Origin of the sequence: Mesorhizobium sp. M0615, from assembly GCF_040320805.1 — a bacterium.
Lineage (GTDB): Bacteria > Pseudomonadota > Alphaproteobacteria > Rhizobiales > Rhizobiaceae > Mesorhizobium.
In genome coordinates this window covers 178,819-196,338 of record NZ_JAMYQI010000001.1, presented here as the reverse complement: position 1 = coordinate 196,338, position 17,520 = coordinate 178,819, and the positions used below count along the sequence as shown (strand labels likewise).

Annotated in this window: 17 protein-coding genes and 1 pseudogene; 5 read left to right on the top strand and 13 right to left on the bottom strand. The window is 62.9% G+C overall.

What is annotated here, in order from left to right; all coding sequences use genetic code 11:
- Nucleotides 1-28 precede the first annotated feature (28 nt).
- On the top strand, nucleotides 29-724 hold the full coding sequence (gene ctrA, locus NKI46_RS01030; protein ID WP_006203583.1) for a response regulator transcription factor CtrA: 696 nt from the start codon (nucleotides 29-31) through the stop codon (nucleotides 722-724).
- Between the two features lie 85 nt (nucleotides 725-809).
- On the opposite strand, the gene NKI46_RS01025 is transcribed toward ctrA, so the two are convergent.
- On the bottom strand, nucleotides 810-1,178 hold the full coding sequence (locus NKI46_RS01025; RefSeq protein WP_023669946.1) for a response regulator transcription factor: 369 nt from the start codon (nucleotides 1,176-1,178) through the stop codon (nucleotides 810-812).
- 243 nt (nucleotides 1,179-1,421) lie between these two features.
- Nucleotides 1,422-2,051 (bottom strand): histidine phosphotransferase ChpT, encoded by a 630-nt coding sequence (gene chpT / locus NKI46_RS01020; protein ID WP_023669947.1) that lies wholly within the window; start codon nucleotides 2,049-2,051, stop codon nucleotides 1,422-1,424.
- A 391-nt stretch (nucleotides 2,052-2,442) separates the two neighbouring features.
- On the opposite strand from chpT, the gene NKI46_RS01015 reads away from it, so the two are divergent.
- Together NKI46_RS01015 and NKI46_RS01010 are read left to right on the top strand one after the other, a co-directional pair.
- Nucleotides 2,443-2,979: a DUF1134 domain-containing protein gene (locus NKI46_RS01015; RefSeq protein ID WP_245259859.1), complete on the top strand. Its 537-nt coding sequence runs from the start codon at nucleotides 2,443-2,445 to the stop codon at nucleotides 2,977-2,979.
- Nucleotides 2,980-3,134: 155 nt separating this feature from the next.
- Nucleotides 3,135-4,295 (top strand): coiled-coil domain-containing protein, encoded by a 1,161-nt coding sequence (locus NKI46_RS01010; protein ID WP_352459820.1) that lies wholly within the window; start codon nucleotides 3,135-3,137, stop codon nucleotides 4,293-4,295.
- 38 nt (nucleotides 4,296-4,333) lie between these two features.
- Here the strand turns inward: NKI46_RS01010 and NKI46_RS01005 are convergent, their stop codons facing one another.
- The 6 genes from NKI46_RS01005 to NKI46_RS00980 all read right to left on the bottom strand — a co-directional run bounded on the left by NKI46_RS01005 (nucleotide 4,334) and on the right by NKI46_RS00980 (nucleotide 9,075).
- Nucleotides 4,334-5,128, bottom strand: a complete 795-nt coding sequence (locus NKI46_RS01005; protein WP_352459821.1) for a TrmH family RNA methyltransferase — start codon at nucleotides 5,126-5,128, stop codon at nucleotides 4,334-4,336.
- A 71-nt stretch (nucleotides 5,129-5,199) separates the two neighbouring features.
- Nucleotides 5,200-5,538, bottom strand: coding sequence for an ArsR/SmtB family transcription factor (locus NKI46_RS01000; RefSeq protein WP_023669951.1), 339 nt, complete (start codon nucleotides 5,536-5,538; stop codon nucleotides 5,200-5,202).
- Between the two features lie 153 nt (nucleotides 5,539-5,691).
- On the bottom strand, nucleotides 5,692-6,462 hold the full coding sequence (locus NKI46_RS00995; RefSeq protein WP_352459863.1) for a HugZ family pyridoxamine 5'-phosphate oxidase: 771 nt from the start codon (nucleotides 6,460-6,462) through the stop codon (nucleotides 5,692-5,694).
- Between the two features lie 35 nt (nucleotides 6,463-6,497).
- Nucleotides 6,498-7,664: a CaiB/BaiF CoA transferase family protein gene (locus NKI46_RS00990; protein ID WP_352744312.1), complete on the bottom strand. Its 1,167-nt coding sequence runs from the start codon at nucleotides 7,662-7,664 to the stop codon at nucleotides 6,498-6,500.
- Between the two features lie 6 nt (nucleotides 7,665-7,670).
- Entirely contained in the window at nucleotides 7,671-8,432 is a 762-nt protein-coding gene (locus tag NKI46_RS00985; RefSeq protein WP_023683632.1) for a 3-hydroxyacyl-CoA dehydrogenase, read from the bottom strand.
- Nucleotides 8,433-8,538: 106 nt separating this feature from the next.
- Complete coding sequence (locus NKI46_RS00980; RefSeq protein ID WP_023754965.1) at nucleotides 8,539-9,075, bottom strand: GNAT family N-acetyltransferase; 537 nt, start codon at nucleotides 9,073-9,075, stop codon at nucleotides 8,539-8,541.
- 271 nt (nucleotides 9,076-9,346) lie between these two features.
- On the opposite strand from NKI46_RS00980, the pseudogene NKI46_RS00975 reads away from it, so the two are divergent.
- Nucleotides 9,347-10,319 (top strand): annotated as a pseudogene (locus NKI46_RS00975) (glutathione S-transferase family protein).
- A 16-nt stretch (nucleotides 10,320-10,335) separates the two neighbouring features.
- Here NKI46_RS00975 and NKI46_RS00970 read toward each other — a convergent pair.
- Complete coding sequence (locus NKI46_RS00970) at nucleotides 10,336-10,836, bottom strand: NUDIX domain-containing protein (protein WP_502896773.1); 501 nt, start codon at nucleotides 10,834-10,836, stop codon at nucleotides 10,336-10,338.
- A gap of 71 nt (nucleotides 10,837-10,907) precedes the next feature.
- Here NKI46_RS00970 and NKI46_RS00965 point away from each other — a divergent pair, with 71 nt between their 5' ends.
- Nucleotides 10,908-11,834 (top strand): metallophosphoesterase family protein, encoded by a 927-nt coding sequence (locus NKI46_RS00965; protein ID WP_023695843.1) that lies wholly within the window; start codon nucleotides 10,908-10,910, stop codon nucleotides 11,832-11,834.
- Here NKI46_RS00965 and NKI46_RS00960 read toward each other — a convergent pair whose 3' ends face one another.
- From NKI46_RS00960 to leuA, 4 genes are all read right to left on the bottom strand, one after another.
- Nucleotides 11,835-12,452, bottom strand: a complete 618-nt coding sequence (locus NKI46_RS00960) for a hypothetical protein (RefSeq protein ID WP_023686189.1) — start codon at nucleotides 12,450-12,452, stop codon at nucleotides 11,835-11,837.
- Nucleotides 12,453-12,536: 84 nt separating this feature from the next.
- Entirely contained in the window at nucleotides 12,537-13,340 is an 804-nt protein-coding gene (locus NKI46_RS00955; RefSeq protein ID WP_023686188.1) for an alpha/beta fold hydrolase, read from the bottom strand.
- Between the two features lie 103 nt (nucleotides 13,341-13,443).
- Complete coding sequence (locus tag NKI46_RS00950) at nucleotides 13,444-15,213, bottom strand: tetratricopeptide repeat protein (RefSeq protein WP_023669961.1); 1,770 nt, start codon at nucleotides 15,211-15,213, stop codon at nucleotides 13,444-13,446.
- 193 nt (nucleotides 15,214-15,406) lie between these two features.
- On the bottom strand, nucleotides 15,407-17,083 hold the full coding sequence (gene leuA, locus NKI46_RS00945) for a 2-isopropylmalate synthase (protein ID WP_352744630.1): 1,677 nt from the start codon (nucleotides 17,081-17,083) through the stop codon (nucleotides 15,407-15,409).
- Nucleotides 17,084-17,520: the final 437 nt, after the last annotated feature.

Genomic DNA, 17,520 nt, shown 5'->3' with positions numbered 1-17,520 from the left:
TGGTCCGGCGGCAGAAAAGGGGAATGAAATGCGCGTTCTGCTGATAGAAGACGACAGTGCAACCGCTCAGAGCATCGAGCTGATGCTCAAATCTGAAAGTTTTAATGTTTACACGACCGACCTCGGCGAAGAAGGTGTCGATCTCGGTAAACTTTATGATTACGATATCATTCTTCTCGACCTCAACCTTCCCGATATGTCCGGCTACGAAGTCTTGCGGACACTTCGCCTGTCCAAGGTGAAGACGCCGATCCTGATCCTGTCCGGCATGGCCGGTATAGAGGACAAGGTGCGCGGCCTGGGCTTCGGCGCCGACGACTATATGACCAAGCCGTTCCACAAGGACGAGCTGGTCGCCCGCATTCATGCCATTGTGCGCCGTTCCAAGGGCCATGCCCAGTCGGTCATCACCACCGGCGACCTGGTGGTCAATCTCGACGCCAAGACCGTCGAAGTCGGCGGCCAGCGCGTGCATCTGACCGGCAAGGAATACCAGATGCTGGAGTTGCTCTCGCTGCGCAAGGGCACCACGCTGACCAAGGAAATGTTCCTCAACCACCTTTATGGTGGCATGGACGAACCGGAACTGAAGATCATTGACGTCTTCATTTGCAAGCTGCGCAAGAAGCTCGACGCAGCATCCGGTGGCCAGAACTACATCGAGACGGTCTGGGGTCGCGGCTATGTGCTGCGCGAGCCGGAAGACATCCGCGTCAGCGCCTGAGCGAACACCATCCGATTGAACCAATGCAAAAAACCCGGCTCAGGCCGGGTTTTTTGCTGTCCTTTTTGGCCGAAAACGAGCCGAATCAGGCGGCAACCTTCAAGGTACGAAAACGTTCGAGCAGTTGCGGCCGGTTGAACGGCTTCAACAGATAACCCTGGGCGCCGGCGCGCTTTGCCTTCATGATCGAGGCAACATCGACCTCGACCAGTGAGATCAGAATCTGCGGTTTGATCGTGCTCTCCATGGCGCGAACCTGGCGAATGACGTCGACCGCTTGCATGTCCGGCAGGGCGCCGTCGACGACAATCACATCAGGCATCTCGGCAGCGCACATCTCGACAGCATCAAGTCCAGTTGCTGCTTCGATCACCACCATGTCGGAGCCGCCAAGAATCCGTTTTGCAACCTTTCTGATGACGCTCGAATCGTCGACAAACATGCAGCGCTTCATTTCCGGGTCCTCTTTGCCATGGGGCGAACCGGCGGCATCCGGGTATCGGGATGCACACTAGGCCGATCTGGTAAAGAAGCAGAAAAGCCGTTAGGTAAAGTTTTTACAAACATGTCGTTTGCAGCCCCATTCTGCAGGGGCGTTGCCGGCAATGAAACTTGCCTGTTCTGAATTGCCGCAAATATCAGCGGGAAAAGATACTTGATTGTTCTTGATGCTCGGCGTCCTGCCGAACGGCTTCGCTCAGGCCGCGGACAGCACGATCTCTTCGGCGGTCGCGTGAATCGAGATCGTCATGTTGGCCTCACGCGCCAGCAGCAGCGTGTAGTAGGGCTGGACGGTATGGGCGTCGATAGGCTCCTCGGGCTTGTTGCCGGAATGGAGTTCGAGGAATTTCGGCGGCACGCGCAGCATCGGGCCGCTTGCGGCAAGCGCAAAGCGCGGCTCGGTGTCGAGGTTTTCCAGCGTGACCACCAATCTGCCACCGCGCGGGATGGCGGCATTGGCGACAAGCAGCAAATTGAGCAGCAGTTTGACCTTGTTCTTGGGGAGCAGGGCGCGAACCCCGTTCCAGATCAATTCCGGCTTCTCGTTCTTCAGGAAGGCGATGGCGACGGACTCGGCATCGCCGGTGTCGATCATCATGCCCGCCGAACCGGCGGCACCGAAGGCGATGCGGGCGAATTGCAGGCGGGCCGAAGCGTTTCTGGCGCTCTGCCGGATCAGTTTCATGGCGTCTTCGTCGGCGCCGCCCTCGTCCAGGAGTTCAAGGCCGTTGTTGATGGCGCCGACCGGCGAAATGATGTCGTGGCAGACTCGGCTGCACAACAAGGCTGCGAGATCGGGTGCGGAGAGAGAGAAAAGCTCAGCCATCGGCGAAAAATCCCTGCTAAAATTCACATCCTGGTGGCCGCGCGGCCGACAGCCACGCTCACCACCCGAATCACGCTCTCTCCCCCCAGGCATTCTGAATACACAGCGCCCGAGCGTGCAGCAACAATCCACAATTCTTGTGAGAAAAACGGCATCTTTGCACAGGATGGGAGCCCGCGCAGACCGTCAGAAACAGCCTTCGAACCGCCATGTTCATGTGGGAGGTTAATGGTTGAAAAAGGATTACGGCATAGTTTGCCCGTAACAGTCATCCTTAACGGCCGCCTAAAGAGCCGGACGGGGTGCGAGGCGTCGGCGAAAGTGCTCCCTGACGGAGATTGGAAGCATGGTTTCCCGATTCTACGACCGGACGTTTGTCCGCGTCTTCTTCATGGCGATTGCCCTCATGGGCGCTCTCGCTTTCTCAACCTCTGCGTCGCGGGCACAGGAATACACCGCTCAGGAGATCGTCGATTCCGGTCACAAGTTCTTCGGCGCGACGTCGGGCGGTCTCGCAACCGTCGTCGAGAAGATTTTTGCCTCCTACGGCCTGCCCAATGGCTATCTGCTCGGCGAAGAGGGATCCGGCGCGCTGATCGGGGGCCTGACCTATGGCGAAGGTACGCTCTACACCAAGAATGCCGGCGACCATAAGGTGTTCTGGCAAGGGCCTTCGCTCGGTTGGGATTTCGGCGGCGAGGGATCGCGGGTGATGATGCTCGTCTATAACCTCGACGACGTCAGCAATCTCTACAATCGGTTCGGCGGCGTTGCCGGTTCGGCCTATGTCGTGGCCGGCGTCGGCTTCAACGTGCTGCAGAACAACAGGGTGCTGCTGGTGCCGATCCGCACCGGCGTCGGCGCGCGACTTGGCGTCAATCTCGGCTATCTGAAGCTGACGCAGAGGCCGACCTGGAATCCTTTCTGAGCGATTCCGACCACACTTCGACCCGATCAACAGATTCTGACCCGGTGCAGCTGCGGCAAACCCTTGCCGCAGCGCTGGATTTGCGTCATGCGAACATGGCAAAGTCCAGACTTGGCGGTTGCCGGATAGCGGCCCGCCCGTAACGGGTAGTCACCTTGGTTCAGTCGATCCTGTTCTTCGCCCTCGGCTTTCTGTGCGCAGGCTTTCTGGCGCTGCTGGTCGCGCCGGCCATCTGGCGGCGGGCGGTTGTGCTGACACGCAAGCGTGTCGAGGCGTCGGTGCCGCGAACGCTGACCGAGATCCAGGCCGACAAGGACAGCTTGCGGGCCGAGTTCGCCATGACGACGCGCCGGCTCGAAATCAGCATCAAGACGCTGCGTGAGCAGGCGAATGAGCAACTCGTCGAAATCAATCGCGGGCGCGAGGCGCTGAAGGGCCTGGCGGTCGAGCGCAAGGACAAGAAGCTGGCGCTTTCGGAGCTCGGGGAAAAAAACGAATTGCTCCTGCATCGCGAGCAGCAGATACGACAGCTGTCGGACAGGCTTGCACAAACAGAGCGCATGATGGAGAAGCGCGCGCTCGAGCTGGAAAAGCTCGAGCATATGTACGACGACGCGTCCTTCTCCTCCAGCAATCGTCAGATCGAACTGGTGGCTCGCGAATCCGAGCTGGAAAAACTTGCCAACGACATTTCAGTGCTGCGCGGCCAGCGCAAGGAGGCCGACAAGCGCCATCAGGAAGTCGTCGCCGAAGGCAAGGCCGCGCGCGATGCCTTGAAGGCCGAAAAGAAAAGAACCGCCGACCTCGACAGAAAGCTCGAGCGCCTGCTCGCCACGCTTGCCGATCGCGAGGACAAGCTCGATCGCCGCGAAAAGGAACTGGCCCGGCTTCGCGAGCGGGTGAAGGGCGAGGCTACAGGAGGCGCCGCGGCTGCTGGCCTGGTTGGTGCGCAAGACAGTGCCCGCGCCAGGAACGAGGACATCGACAAGACGCTCGCCAAGCTCGAAGGCGACCGAGAGCGGCTCGAAGCCAGGCTGACGACGCTGGCCCGCGAAAACAAGCGGATGAAGGCGGAGCTTGGCGGTTCTGGATCCGCGAAGCCCCGGAATGGCTCCGGCAATGGCAATGATGCCGGTTCTGCCTTGCGCGAACAGATGAACAATCTGGCGGCTGAGGTCGTCCATTTGACGGCCAAGCTCGAAGGACCGGATTCACCGATCGCCAAGGCGCTGGCGGCGCCGCAGGAAACGCGGTCAGGAACCACCAGCCTCGCCGATCGCGTCCGGGCGTTGCAGAAGGCGGACTCGCCGAGCTGAGTTTCGAGCCTCGGCTTGGAATTGCCCGACTACCCCTATCAGCGCGAAAAATGATGCAGCGCGATGGCTGAGGCGGCCGCAACATTCAGGCTGTCGAACCCTTCCGACATCGCGATCCGCACCGTCCGCAGGCGAGTGAGCAGCCTCTCCGGGAGGCCCTCGCCTTCGGTGCCGAGATAGAGCGCCAGTCGTTTCGGTCGCGCGGCATCGCGAATGTCAGCCTCACCACGCGGCGACAAAGCGACCTGGCCGAAGCCCAACTCGCCGAGCTTCGCGATGAAAGCTTCAGTGTCGCCGAAGGACGCAAAGGGCACCTTCAACGCGGCGCCGACGGAGACGCGGATCGCCTTGCGATACAGTGGGTCGCAACAGGTGGCGTCGACGAAGACGGCATCGGCGCCGAAGGCGGCGGCATTGCGGAAGATCGATCCGATATTGTCATGGTTGGCGATGCCGATGAGAACGACGATCAACGCTTCGGCAGGCAAGGTGTCGAGCAAGGCCTCGGCGGGCTGTGGCGTGCCCTTGCTGCCGATCGCCAATATACCGCGATGCATGTGGAAGCCGGCGATCCTGTCCATGACGGCGCTTGCCGCAACGTAGACCGGCAGGTCGGCAGGGGCCTTGCGCAGGATGTCGTCGAGCCCGACCAGCCGGTTTTCGAGGACCAGGACCGACTCCGCAGCAAAGCGTCCGGCTGACAGCAGGACGTCCAGCACCACCTTGCCTTCGGCGACGAACCGGCCATGGCGGCCGATGAGATCGCGCTCGCGGATGTCAAGATAGGCGGCGACCCGCGGATCGCGCGCGTCGTCGATCTGGATCGGATCCATCAATACCTCGGCCGGCGAAAAATCGTCAGCGACGTAAGGAGCGATCGGAGCCGCCAGTCAAGCCCTGCAGGTCAAGTCCCGGCGCGGCGCAGACGCGTTGCCATTTGGGACAAGTCGCCTATCCCGAAAATGCCGTCCAGCATGCGCAACAGTTCGCGCACGGCTTCGGACTTGCAGGAATAGTAGATCATCTGCCGGTCGCGGCGGGTCTCGACAAGATCGAGCGCCCTGAGCTTGGCCAGATGTTGCGACAAAGCGGACTGGCTGAGCATCACCTTTTCGGCGATGGCGCCGACCGACATTTCACCGTCGGCCAGATAGCTCATGATCAAGAGCCGCTTTTCGTTGCCCATAAGGGTCAGAAATGTCGCCGCCGATTCGGCATTGGCGATTAGTTTGGTCGAGACCATCGATGCCCCATGTTTTCCTGCTCATCCAAACGCTATGGGGGCAAATAGCGTTGGCTGCTATAATTCAGCTATGGATCACGCTGCTGATTCAGCGTCGCCTGAATCGTAGATCATTTCGCCCAAATCTCAAGACGTGCTTTTGATTCATGACGATTATCCTTGCGTAGCTGGCGCACGACCCGCTTTGGCCAGGTCGACCAGAACCGACCGCAGGTCGCGCGCGGTCTTCAATGGCTGCGGAAAATAGACCCTGCAAACGGTGTCGCCCGATGCCAGGTCAATGCCATCGGCATCGAAGCCGGTCATGGTCCAACCATCACCTTCAACCCTGGCGAAATGATGGGCATAGACGGCGATGGCGTCGAGATGGTCGGCATTCATGTGGTCGAGAGCGGATTGTTCGCTGGCGGCCAGCTCGTCGACGATCAACCCCTCGGTGATGAGATCGGCACGGTCGAGCAGGTAGGCCTTGCCGAAGCCGCCATTCAGGCTGGCGCGCTCCGGCTCGAGGCGAAAGATCGAGAAATCGCCGAGCTCGGCATAGAGCTTTGCCTTGGGATTGCGGTTGAGATAGCGCCGCTCGGCGCGGGCATGCGCGCTCGACCCGCGTTCCAGCGGCTGCGCCCGGCAGACCAGCGTTATCCTGGGATGCGCCAGCGGATCGCCCTTGCCGGGTTCGCCGACAAGCAGCGAGCAGCGCGGCTCGGCAAGGATGGCGCCGGTATGGGCTGACAGCGCCGAGACAAGGATTAGAGGCGTGCCATCGATGTCGGTGGCGACTCCGACCCTGGAGGCCAGCGGTGCGCCGGTCGAGGGCTCGATCACCGCGAGGGCGCCGAAACGGGCGCTGCGGATCAGCGTTGCGGCCAGCCTGATCGCCTCGGCGTCCGTCGCGCGAATGACGTCCTTCTTCGGCTGGTCCAAAATGCTCACCAGGTAAGTTGATTTTCTAAATCCAGTTATTGGCCAATCATGCCGGCTTTGACAAGCGCTTTGATCTCGGCTGTCGAAAAGCCGAAGCGCGCCAGCACGGTCTGAGGTCGCTGATCGTCATCTTCAGGCATGCCGGCAAGCGCCGGCTGCGAGGCCGAGAAGCGTGGCGCGGGTGCGGGCCGCTCGAGCGCACCGGCTTTCACAAATGCGTGACGCGCCCGGTTGTGCGGATGATCCCTGGTTTCGGCCAGCGACAGAACCGGCGCCACGCAGGCATCGCTTGCGGCAAACAGCGCGTCCCAGCCGTCGCGTGTCTTCTGCCGGAACCGGTCGGCAATGGCCGCGCGCATGTCCGGCCACAACGCCTTGTCGTATTGGCCGCGGACAAAATCCTCGCCGAGCGGCAGCAGCCTTGCGAATGCGGCGAAGAAGCGCGGCTCAAGGCAGCCGACCGCAACGTGGCGTGCGTCCGCCGTCTCATAGGTGTCGTAGAAGGGCGCACCGGAATCGAGCAGGTTGGCGCTGCGCCGGTCGCTCCACAGACCTGCCGACATGAAGGCGTGTATGGGGGCCGCCAGCATCGAAGCGCCCTCGACCATCGCTGCGTCGATCACCTGGCCTTTGCCGGAGCGCGAGCGCTCGAACAGCGCTGCAAGCACCCCGGCGATCAGCATCATGGCGCCGCCGCCATTGTCGGCGATCAGATTCAGCGGCGGCACCGGCCGGCCTTCCTCCCGACCGATGGCATGCAACACACCGGAATAGGCGAGGTAGGTGATGTCGTGGCCGGCGCGACCTGCGAGCGGCCCGTCCTGGCCGAAGCGGGTTATGCGGCCGTAAATCAGCGCCGGATTGCGCGCCAATGCAGCATCCGGGCCGAGACCAAGCCTCTCCATCACACCGGGGCGAAAGCCTTCGACAAACAGATCGGCCTTTTCGGCAAGGCGCAGCAGCAGTTCCGTTCCTTTGGCCTGCTTGAGGTCGACGTGCAGGATGGAGCGGCCGTGACGGTCGAGATTGTACGCATCGGAGAGCGGCAGTAGGGGTTGGTCCGAACCGGTGCGCTCGATGCGCAGCACCTCGGCGCCCATCTCCGACAGCATCAGCCCGGCCAGAGGCACCGGGCCGAGCCCAGCCATCTCGATGACTTTCAGGCCGGCCAGCGGACCGGTCTTCACTGCGCCGGCCGCCATGGCCGTCTATTTCGGCGCCATGCGGATTGCCCCATCGAGGCGGATGGTTTCGCCGTTCAGCATCTGGTTTTCGACGATATGCAGGGCGAGCGCGGCATATTCGGACGGCTCGCCGAGGCGGGACGGGAAGGGCACGGCCGCGCCGAGCGAATCCTGCACCTCCTGCGGCATGCCGGCCATCATTGGCGTCTTGAAGATGCCGGGCGCGATGGTGCAGACGCGAATGCCGGAGCGCGCCAGGTCGCGGGCAACCGGCAGCGTCATGCCGACGACGCCGCCCTTGGATGCGGCATAGGCGGCCTGGCCGATCTGGCCATCATAAGCGGCCACCGACGCGGTGTTGACGATGACGCCGCGCTCGCCGCCCTGCAGCGGTTCGAGTTTGGCGGCACGGTCGGCGACGAGGCGGATCATGTTGAAGGTGCCGATTAAATTGATCTCGATCACCTTGCGGTACTGGTCGAGCGGATGTGGACCATCCTTGCCGATCGTCTTCACGCCGATGGCAATGCCCGCGCAATTGACCAGGATGCGCGCTGGCCCAAGTCTCTTTTCCACCTCGGCGACCGCGGCCGCACCGCTGTCGGCGCTGCTCACATCGCACTGGATGGCGGCGCCGCCAATGTCGCCCGCCACCTTCGATGCCCGGTCGATGCCGATATCGAAAATGGCGACGCGCGCGCCCTTGTCGGCCAGCGCGCGGGCGGTTGCCTCGCCGAGGCCGGAGCCGCCGCCGGTTACGATCGCAATCTGGCCGTTCGGGTTCATGCTGCATGCTCCGTGCTGTTCCGGGTCATGCTACGGAGGTCGCCGCCATGGTGCAACCTGACCAATGGGGATCCATCGCGACCGGTGCCGCGACCGATCCTGGAGCTCAGGCCATCATTGGTGCCTGCTCCGCGATCCTGGCAAGGCTGGCATGGCCGACCTCGCCGGAGAGCCGCGCCACGGCACCGGGCACGATCTCGTGCGACAGCAGCCGGTCGAGGTCGACCGGGCGCGGCATGGAGATCTGGCCGCGGGGGATCTTTCTGAAGCCGAGCGGGCCGTAATAAGGCTCGTCGCCGACAAGGATCACCGCCGGCGCGCCGGCCTTGGCGGCCGCCTCCAGCGCGATCGCCACGAGCCGGCGGCCGATACCGAGATTCTTGAAGGCGGGCCGCACGGCGAGCGGCCCGAGCATCAGCGCGCGTCCGGCGCCGGCGGCGATGCGGGTCATGCGCACCGAAGCAACGACGATGTCGCCATCCATGGCGACAAAGGATAGCGAGCGCTCGTGGCCGCCGGTCTCGCGAATCTTGTAGGCGGCCAGCACGAAACGGCCGGGGCCAAAGGCTTCGTCGTTGATGGCTTCGATTTCGGGATCATGCGCCGGAGTTTCCGGCAGGTATTTCACGTCGGCAAGGCTCATGGTCTTCGCGGTCCGATAAAGAGGAAAGGTTGCTGCAAGCGGCAGCGTTCGCCAGTCAGCGCTTTCTAAGCGCGGGCGCCCTTTCGTCGTCGGTCAAACCGGATCAAGCCAAGATCGAACATGCGGAGTGTCCGCTAGCATCAATTTCCGGCGGCTGCAATCGGCTGTTTTCATCCGGCGTTTCATACGAGTGACGCTCTGTTCAGCAGATGACGGCTTCGGCATTGCCGCCTTGCGACTACATTGGCCAAGGCACGCAAGGAGATTTCGTATGGGATTGCTGGTCGAAGGCAAATGGCAGGACCGTCCGGCCAATGTCGATAGCAGCGGCAGGTTCATCCGCACCGAGACGCAGTGGCGTGACTGGATCACGCGCGACGGCGCGCCGGCGCAAGGTCGTACGCGCGGCTTCAAGGCCGAGCCCGGACGCTACCATCTTTATGTCTCGCTCGCCTGTCCGTGGGCGCACCGCACGCTGATCTTTCGCGCGCTGAAGAAGCTAGAAGACATCATCCCGGTTTCAGTCGTGCATCATTTCCTCGGTGCTGAGGGCTGGACGTTTTTGGCCGAGGATGGCGCCACCGGCGACACGCTCTACGGCCTCGACTTCCTGCACCAAATCTACACCAAGGCCGATCCAGCCTATTCGGGCCGGGTTTCGGTGCCGGTGCTGTGGGACAAGAAGGAAGAGACCATCGTCTCCAACGAATCCGCCGAAATCATCCGCATGCTCAATTCGGCCTTCGACGAGTGGGGCGATGCCGCTCTCGATTCCTATCCGCCAGGCCTGCGCGGCGAGATCGACAAGGTCAATGCGCTGGTCTTTCCCGCCGTCAACCGCGCCGGCTTTGCCCACGCAAGCGGCCTATGAAGAGGCGTTCGGCGAGCTGTTCGCGGCGCTCGACACGCTGGAGGGCCGACTGTCAAAACAGCGCTATCTCACTGGCGAGCGTGTCACCGAGGCCGATTGGCGGCTGTTCACCACGCTGGTGCGTTTCGACCCGGTCTATGTCGGCCATTTCAAATGCAATCTGCGCCGCATCGCCGACTATCCGAACCTTTCGAACTATCTGCGCGACCTCTACCAGGTGCCCGGTATCGCCGGCACGGTGAACCTGCACCACATCAAAATGCACTATTACGGCAGCCACGAGAGCATCAACCCGACGCGCATCGTGCCGGTCGGGCCTGGGCTCGACTATGGCGCGCCGCACGACCGGGCGCGGTTCAGGCAGGCGGCGTGAGCATCGGATTGACAGCCTACCAGTACGGCGATACCGGCTCGCCTTCAAAAACCTCGGCAAGCCGCCGCAGCGTCGCCGGCGTCGTGCCATGCGGCAAGCGGTCGAGCGGAAAGAAGCCTGCTTCGGCGATCTCGTGGTCCGGCAGTTTCGGCGCGGTCTGGTTGAAGGTTTCGATGAGATAGAGGCCGACATGGTCGCGGCGGCTGGAGCGGCAGTTGAAATGCATCGACTTCAGCACCGGCGGGGCGGTGAGCGCGATATTGCCTTCCTCGGCCAGTTCCCGCGCCAGCGCTTCACCAAGCGTTTCGCCGACCTCGACGCCGCCGCCCGGCAATTGCCAGCCGGGAACATAGGTGTGGCGGATGAGGAAGACGGTGTTCGAGGCGCGATCGTGGATCAGGCCGCGCACGCCCAGCGTCATCGGCCGCCGCAGCAGGAAATAGAGATGGAACAGCCTTGCTCTGAGGCCTGCCCAGCCGGTCTGGCGAAACGCCTGCTCCGGGTCCGACATAGCCATGACTAGCGAAACCGTGGATGGACAGGAAACAGTGAGTGGAAAGCGGGGAGCGCGTCGCCTATGAAGGAAGGATGTTCAGGCTCGCGCATATTTCCGATGTCCATCTGGGGCCGCTTCCCGGTGTAACCTATCGCGAACTCGCGTCCAAGCGCGTCGTCGGCTACGTCAACTGGCAGCGCAACCGCCGCCGCCATATGCACGATGCCGTCATCGACACCATCGTCGCCGACATGAAGGCGAGCACCCCCGACCACCTCACCGTTACCGGCGATCTGGTCAATCTGGCGCTCGACGGCGAGATCGAGATGGCCAAGCACTGGCTTGAGACGCTGGGTTCGCCGGAGGATGTCTCGGTGGTGCCGGGCAACCACGACGCCTATGTGCCGGGCGCCTTCGACAAGGTCTGCCGCTCCTGGGCGGCGTGGATGAGCGGCGACGGCGTGACTGCGCCGATCGACCGCAACGCTTTTCCCTATCTGCGCGTACGCGGCAATGTCGCGCTGATCGGCGTTTCGACGGCGCGCGCCACGGCGCCGTTCATGGCCAACGGCTTCTTCCTCGAAGGTCAGGCGCAAAGGCTGGCGACAGTGCTCGACGCAACGAACAAACGCGGCCTGTTGCGGGTGATCATGATCCATCATCCGCCGGTGCGCGGCGCCGTCGCCCAGCAAAAGCGCCTGTTCGGCATCTCCCGCTTCCACAAGACCGTTCATAGGCATGGCGCCGAACTCGTGCTGCACGGCCATTCGCATCTGCCGTCGCTGTTCTTCATCGGCGGGCGCGGCGCCAGGATTCCTGTCGTCGGCGTCGCCGCCGCCGGGCAGTCGCCAGGCAGCAAGAACCCGGCGGCACAGTACAATCTGCTCGATATTGACGGGGAGAAGGGCAATTGGCTGATTCGCCTGACGCGGCGCGGCCTGACCGGGCCGGCCTTGCCGCCATCGGACCTGCAGGTCATTGAACTCGGCGCGCAGACACCGAGGCCTTCAGATCGTTGATCAGAAGCTGATCTTCATCGCCATCAGGCGATCCCAAAACAGCGCGGCCGCCACCGCCAGGCCAACAAGCGCGCCGGCGGCGACGAAGCCCAGGCCTGCAAAGAAGGTCGACCAGCTCTTGCCTGGCGCGGCTGCTTGCAAGGGCGGCTCCGCTTCGACCACCGCAGGGCGTTTCAGGTCGGCGACGGCCGGCTCGACACCGCCCTCCATCATGCGCTGGCGCTCGACGATACGCTCCGCCACATAGCGCGTGACCTGATCGGCGACCGGTTTCATATCGGTCGATTCGGCGAGCACGACGCGGCCGATGCGGGTATCCCTGAGAAAGCGGTAGGTGCGGCGGTCGCGCCCCATGGCGACATGGCTGACGGCGTCGATCCACAGGCGGGGCTGCAGGCCGGAGGAGACGACGAAGTCGAAATTGTCCATGTCGGCGGGCACGTCGGCAAAGACCGGGGCGAGCTCGGCGGCGAGCAGATCAAGCCGCATCCGGTGCGCCTCGCGCATGTCGACCACGACATCGTCGCGATCGGCGAAGGCATTTTTCACATCGCGAACGGCGTCGGACAGTTTGCGGGAGGTGTCGATGGGGGTGATGTTTTCGCCAGTGTCCTTCATCGGCGTCGCCTCGCTGATATGGTTAATTGCGAGTTAACACAGGCGGCGGCAAAATGCACTGGCGAGATGCGGGGCGCAAGTAACTTAGCTCGCCGCGGCCTCGAATGTCGGACGCAGGCGCCTGCCGCGGCGTGCCATGTTTCGGCGCACGGCCTGGGCGACCACATCAGGCACTTCCTCGACCAGCATATGGCCGGCATCGAGCACGTGATGAATATGAAAATGCGCCGGCAGACAATCAGCCTGGGTAAAGGGCAGCACCGGATCGTCCGTTCCCCAAACCACCATCACCGGCATGTCGAGGGTGTCCAGCTGTTCGCGGGGTATGACCCCCTGCCGCTCGTTCCTGGTCATGACGGCCGATATCTCAATCAGCTTGCGCAACTGGCCGGGGCGACGGCGTAGGTCCGCCAGGACGCCAACGATGCGTTCGGGCGGCGGGCTTCGCGGTCCCGACATGGCGGCAAGGCAGGCGCGGATTTCCCGTCTGTCGGCGGCCGCGGCGTAGCGGCGCAACAGCGGTCCGTTGATCTCGGGGCCAACACCGCCCGGCGCCAGAAGCGTCAGCGAGCCTATCCTTTCAGGCTCGGCAAGCGCCATCAGGGAGGCGACCGCGCCGCCCATCGAATGACCGGCGACATGCACCCTTGCTATCCCGCGTGCGGCGATATCGGCGAGAACCGCTCGCGCCGCTGTTTTGGCCGGGCCGCTGCCAGGAAATTCGAGAGACAGTCCGTGTCCCGGAAGATCGTAGGCCAAGGTCCTGACATCGGGCCCTAGCGACGCGGTCACCTCGCGCCAGATATCATGGCAACCACCGAAGCCATGCAGCAGGACGACCGTCTTCGGCCCGGCGCCCCGCTCGGCAACATAGAGGGATGAGACCATGAAAATGTGCGATTATTGCAAGACTGGAGAGGAAATTCGAATCGAGGCTGGATTGCTCCCAGTCCAGACCGATGGCCAGTAAAGTTTTCGCGATCCGGAAAGACTAGCTGGCGTTGCCGAGGCCCGCGGCGCGCAGCGCCTCAACCAGCCGGTCGGTCAGATCGGCGGGATATTTGCGCTCGGCGAAGGCCGCGCGCGGATCGGCGGCGAATTTCGGGAATTTGGTGGTCAGCTCATCCAGAAGCTTGGCTGCCAGCTGTTCGCGGCCGGCAGCCTTGGCGCCGATCAGCCGCGCCGCCAGATAATGCGATTTCATCGCCGTCGTGCGCAGCGACTCGCTGGCTATCGCGGCCTTGTTCATGTCGCCCAGCATGAATTGCCCGGCGAAAAGCCCAAAATCCCACCATGTCGGATGGCCGCTGAACGTCTCGACGGCATGGGTCAGGATGGGTGTTCCCTCGGCATATTTGCCGGCAAAGATCAGGCCATAGCCGTAAGCGGCAGCCATGCCGAGGTCGTAGGGGTTGAGCTCATAGGCCTTGCGCATCCAGCGGATCGATTCCTCGGTGTTGCCGAGGCGCGAATTGAGGTAGCCATAGGCGCGGTGCGCATAGGGGCTGGTCGGTCCCATCTGGATGGCGCGATGGGCGAAAGACATTGCTTGTTCGACCGTCGCGCCAGGCGGATAGGCGTAATGATCGGTGGCGGCCTCAAGGGTCAGGGAGGCCAGTTCCGAATAGACCAACGACGATTTCGCACCCTGGCCGGCGAGGTTGTCCAGGCAGCGATAGGCGGCCTCGTGCGTCCTGGTGCTCTGGTCGAGATAGTATCTGTCGTTGAGGATCAGGCAGCTCGTCAGCCCGGTCTGAATGCCGTTCTGTTCGATGTAGCTGTAGAGCGGGCCGGAGGCGGGAACGGTCGAGCTGAGGATGGCGGCGATACGATCCTCGACGGTGCCAGGTGCGCTGTCGGCGGCCGTCAGACTGCGGGACAAAAGCACGCGGCCGGTCGCCACGCTCTGCAGTTCGAGCGTCACGTCACCTGCCATTGGTCCCGGCAGGACATCGAAAACGAAGCTGGTCGGGTCGGTGCTCGGATCGCGCTTGCTGTCGGCGTCGCGGCCGATGAAGTCGATCGTGTCGAAACCGGCAAGGCCGGCGCGCAGCGAAGCGGCGACGCGGCCGGCCTCGGGGCCGGTGGCCTTCACCGCGATGTAGACGAGGGGCAGGGCCTCCATCGACGGCGATGCGATGCTGCTCGTTACGCCTGCGGTCTCGACCACCGCGGTAGGATCGCTGCTGGCAAGCAATGCGCCGCTGCCCTGGCGCAGGATGAGCACGCCCAGCATGAGAATGACCAGCGTCATGGCGACCCAGAAGAACTGGAGATGGCGCGCCAGCGAAGGCCCAGGTTCTGTAACCCCCGAAGCTGTCGCGGCAGCGGGAACGGCGTCAAGAGCCGCCTGGTCGGGCGATCCGGGCAAGGCGGCTACCGCCGCCGCAAGCGGCTCCTGCCCAACCGGCAGGCGTATGGCGTTGAGCTCATAGGACGGCACGTAGCCGCCGCGCGGAATGGCAATGCGAACCGGTTCGGCTATGCCTTCATTGGCGAAATAATGCTGGAGAAGTTCGCGCAGCCGGCCTGCCTGCACCCGGACAACGGCGTCGGTCGACGAATCGAAATCGCCGTCCTTGCCGAAGACGTCCATGGCGATGGAGAAACCCTTGAGCCTGTCGGCTTCGCCGGCCTGCTCGCGCTCAACAAGATAGCGCAGCAACTTGCGCGCGCGCTCGGAACGTCCGAACGTTTCGCTGGCGAGCAGTCGCTCCAGTGTCTCGCGCACTGCGGGGGCGGCAGGCGTGGCATGCTGCAAGTGTCGATCCTCTCGAAGTCGGCACAGGTTGAGGCGCAATCATATAGAGCCTGCACTTCCATACAAGCATGCTTATGTTATGCGATCGCGTAACACACCGGATAGTTGCCGGTGGTTGACACAAAAGACCGGAATTTCCCTCGGCAAATGGGGGATTTCCGGGCGCCGCGGACATTCGGCGCCCGGGAAAATATCAGCCGGCCTTGCGGCCGATTATCCGGTTGGCGGCCGAAACAACGGCTTCCAGCGAGGCGGCGACGATGTTGGTGTTGATGCCGGCGCCGAACAGCTTGCCGCCGGGATATTCCATCTCGACATAGGAAATCGCCGAGGCGTTCGAGCCGCGCTGGAGCGAATGTTCGGAATAATCAAGCACCGACATGTCGACGCCAACATGACGCGACAGCGCATCGACGAAGCCGTCGATCGGGCCGGTGCCGGAGCCGGCGATGGTCGTCTCCTTGCCGTTGTCGAGGATCACCGCCTCGACCACGCGCTGGCCCTTTTTCTCGGTGTCGGGATAGGTGTGATGGTCGAGGAACTTCAGTCGTGCGCCGGGCTGGTCGACATAGGTTTCGATAAAGCGGTCATGGATGCGTTTTGCCGGCACTTCCTTGCCTTCGGCGTCGGTGATCGCCTGGATCTCCTGGCTGAACTCGATCTGCAGGTTGCGCGGCAGATTGAGGCCGTAGTCGGCCTGCAGCACATAGGCGATGCCGCCTTTGCCCGACTGCGAGTTGATGCGGATGATCGCCTCGTAGCTGCGCCCGACATCGGCCGGATCGATCGGCAGATAGGGCACTTCCCAGACCGGCGTGTTGGCCTTCTTCAAGGCCTTCATGCCCTTGTTGATGGCGTCCTGGTGCGAGCCGGAAAAGGCGGTGTAGACGAGTTCGCCGACATAGGGATGGCGCTCTGAGATCTTCAGCTGGTTGGAGTATTCGTAGACGTCCTTCATCCGGTTGATGTCGGAGCAATCCAGATGGGGATCGACCCCTTGCGTGTACATGTTGAGCGCCAGCGTCACGATGTCGACATTGCCGGTGCGCTCGCCATTGCCGAACAGCGTGCCTTCGACGCGGTCCGCACCCGCCATCAGGCCGAGCTCGGTGGTGGCGATGCCGGTGCCGCGATCGTTGTGGGGGTGCAGCGAGATCAGCAGGTTCTCGCGGTCGTCCAGGTTGCGGCACATCCATTCGATCCGGTCGGCATAGATGTTGGGCGTCGACATCTCGACCGTCGACGGCAGGTTGATGATCAGTCTGTTGTCGGCTGTCGGCTTCACGATCTCGGTGACGGCGTTGCATATCTCCAGCGCGACTTCGAGCTCGGTGCCGGTAAAGCTTTCGGGCGAATATTCGAAGCGATAACCGCCGCCGGCCTTGGCCGCCATGTCGGTGATCATCTTGGCCGCGTCGGTGGCGATGCGCTTGATACCGCCGACATCCTTCTCGAAGACGACGCGACGCTGCAACTCGCTGGTCGAATTGTAGAAATGCACGATCGGGTTGGTGGCGCCCTTCAGAGATTCGAAGGTGCGGGTGATGAGTTCGGGACGGCACTGCACCAGCACCTGCAGCGAAACATCAGCCGGCACATTGCCTTCCTCGATGCACCAGCGGGCGAAATCGAAATCGGTCTGCGAGGCCGAGGGGAAACCGATCTCGATCTCCTTGAAACCCATGTCGAGCAGCAGGGCGAACATGCGCGCCTTGCGCTCGTGACCCATCGGATCGATCAGCGCCTGGTTGCCGTCGCGCAAATCGACCGAGCACCAGATCGGCGCCTTGTCGATGACCTTGTTGGGCCAGGTGCGGTCGGTGAGACCGACCGTCGGATAGGGCTGGTATTTTCGGGCCGCGCCCGGCATGTGGCCGGCCGCGCGTTTTACGCTTTCGGCTTCGCCGGCGCGGATGTCTTCTCGTGCGTCCATCGTCTTGTTCTCCCGGCGGCTCGCGGATCGGTCTTCGGACGGATTCCAGGGCGAGCAGCGCCTTATCAGATTTTCGTTCGCTTGATGTGAATTGCCAATTTCTGAACTGGCCAAGGAGCGTGCGCGTAAGCGGCGGTTCGACCGCCGGGCGCTCCTTCAGCGAACCCGGCGATCGCCGATAAGGCCGAGAAGAAGCAGGGTCGATGCCAGCGCGCGCACGGTCTCCCCGGCAAAGCCGGTCGGACGGGAAGCGACGGAGGAGACGCGCGTGTTCATGGCGGGTTTCATACAGGAGCCGCCATGGACAGGCAAGTGGGCTGCCATTCCACCACTCGCGAGCACTCTTCCCCATGCGCGGCAAATGCGCCAGACTT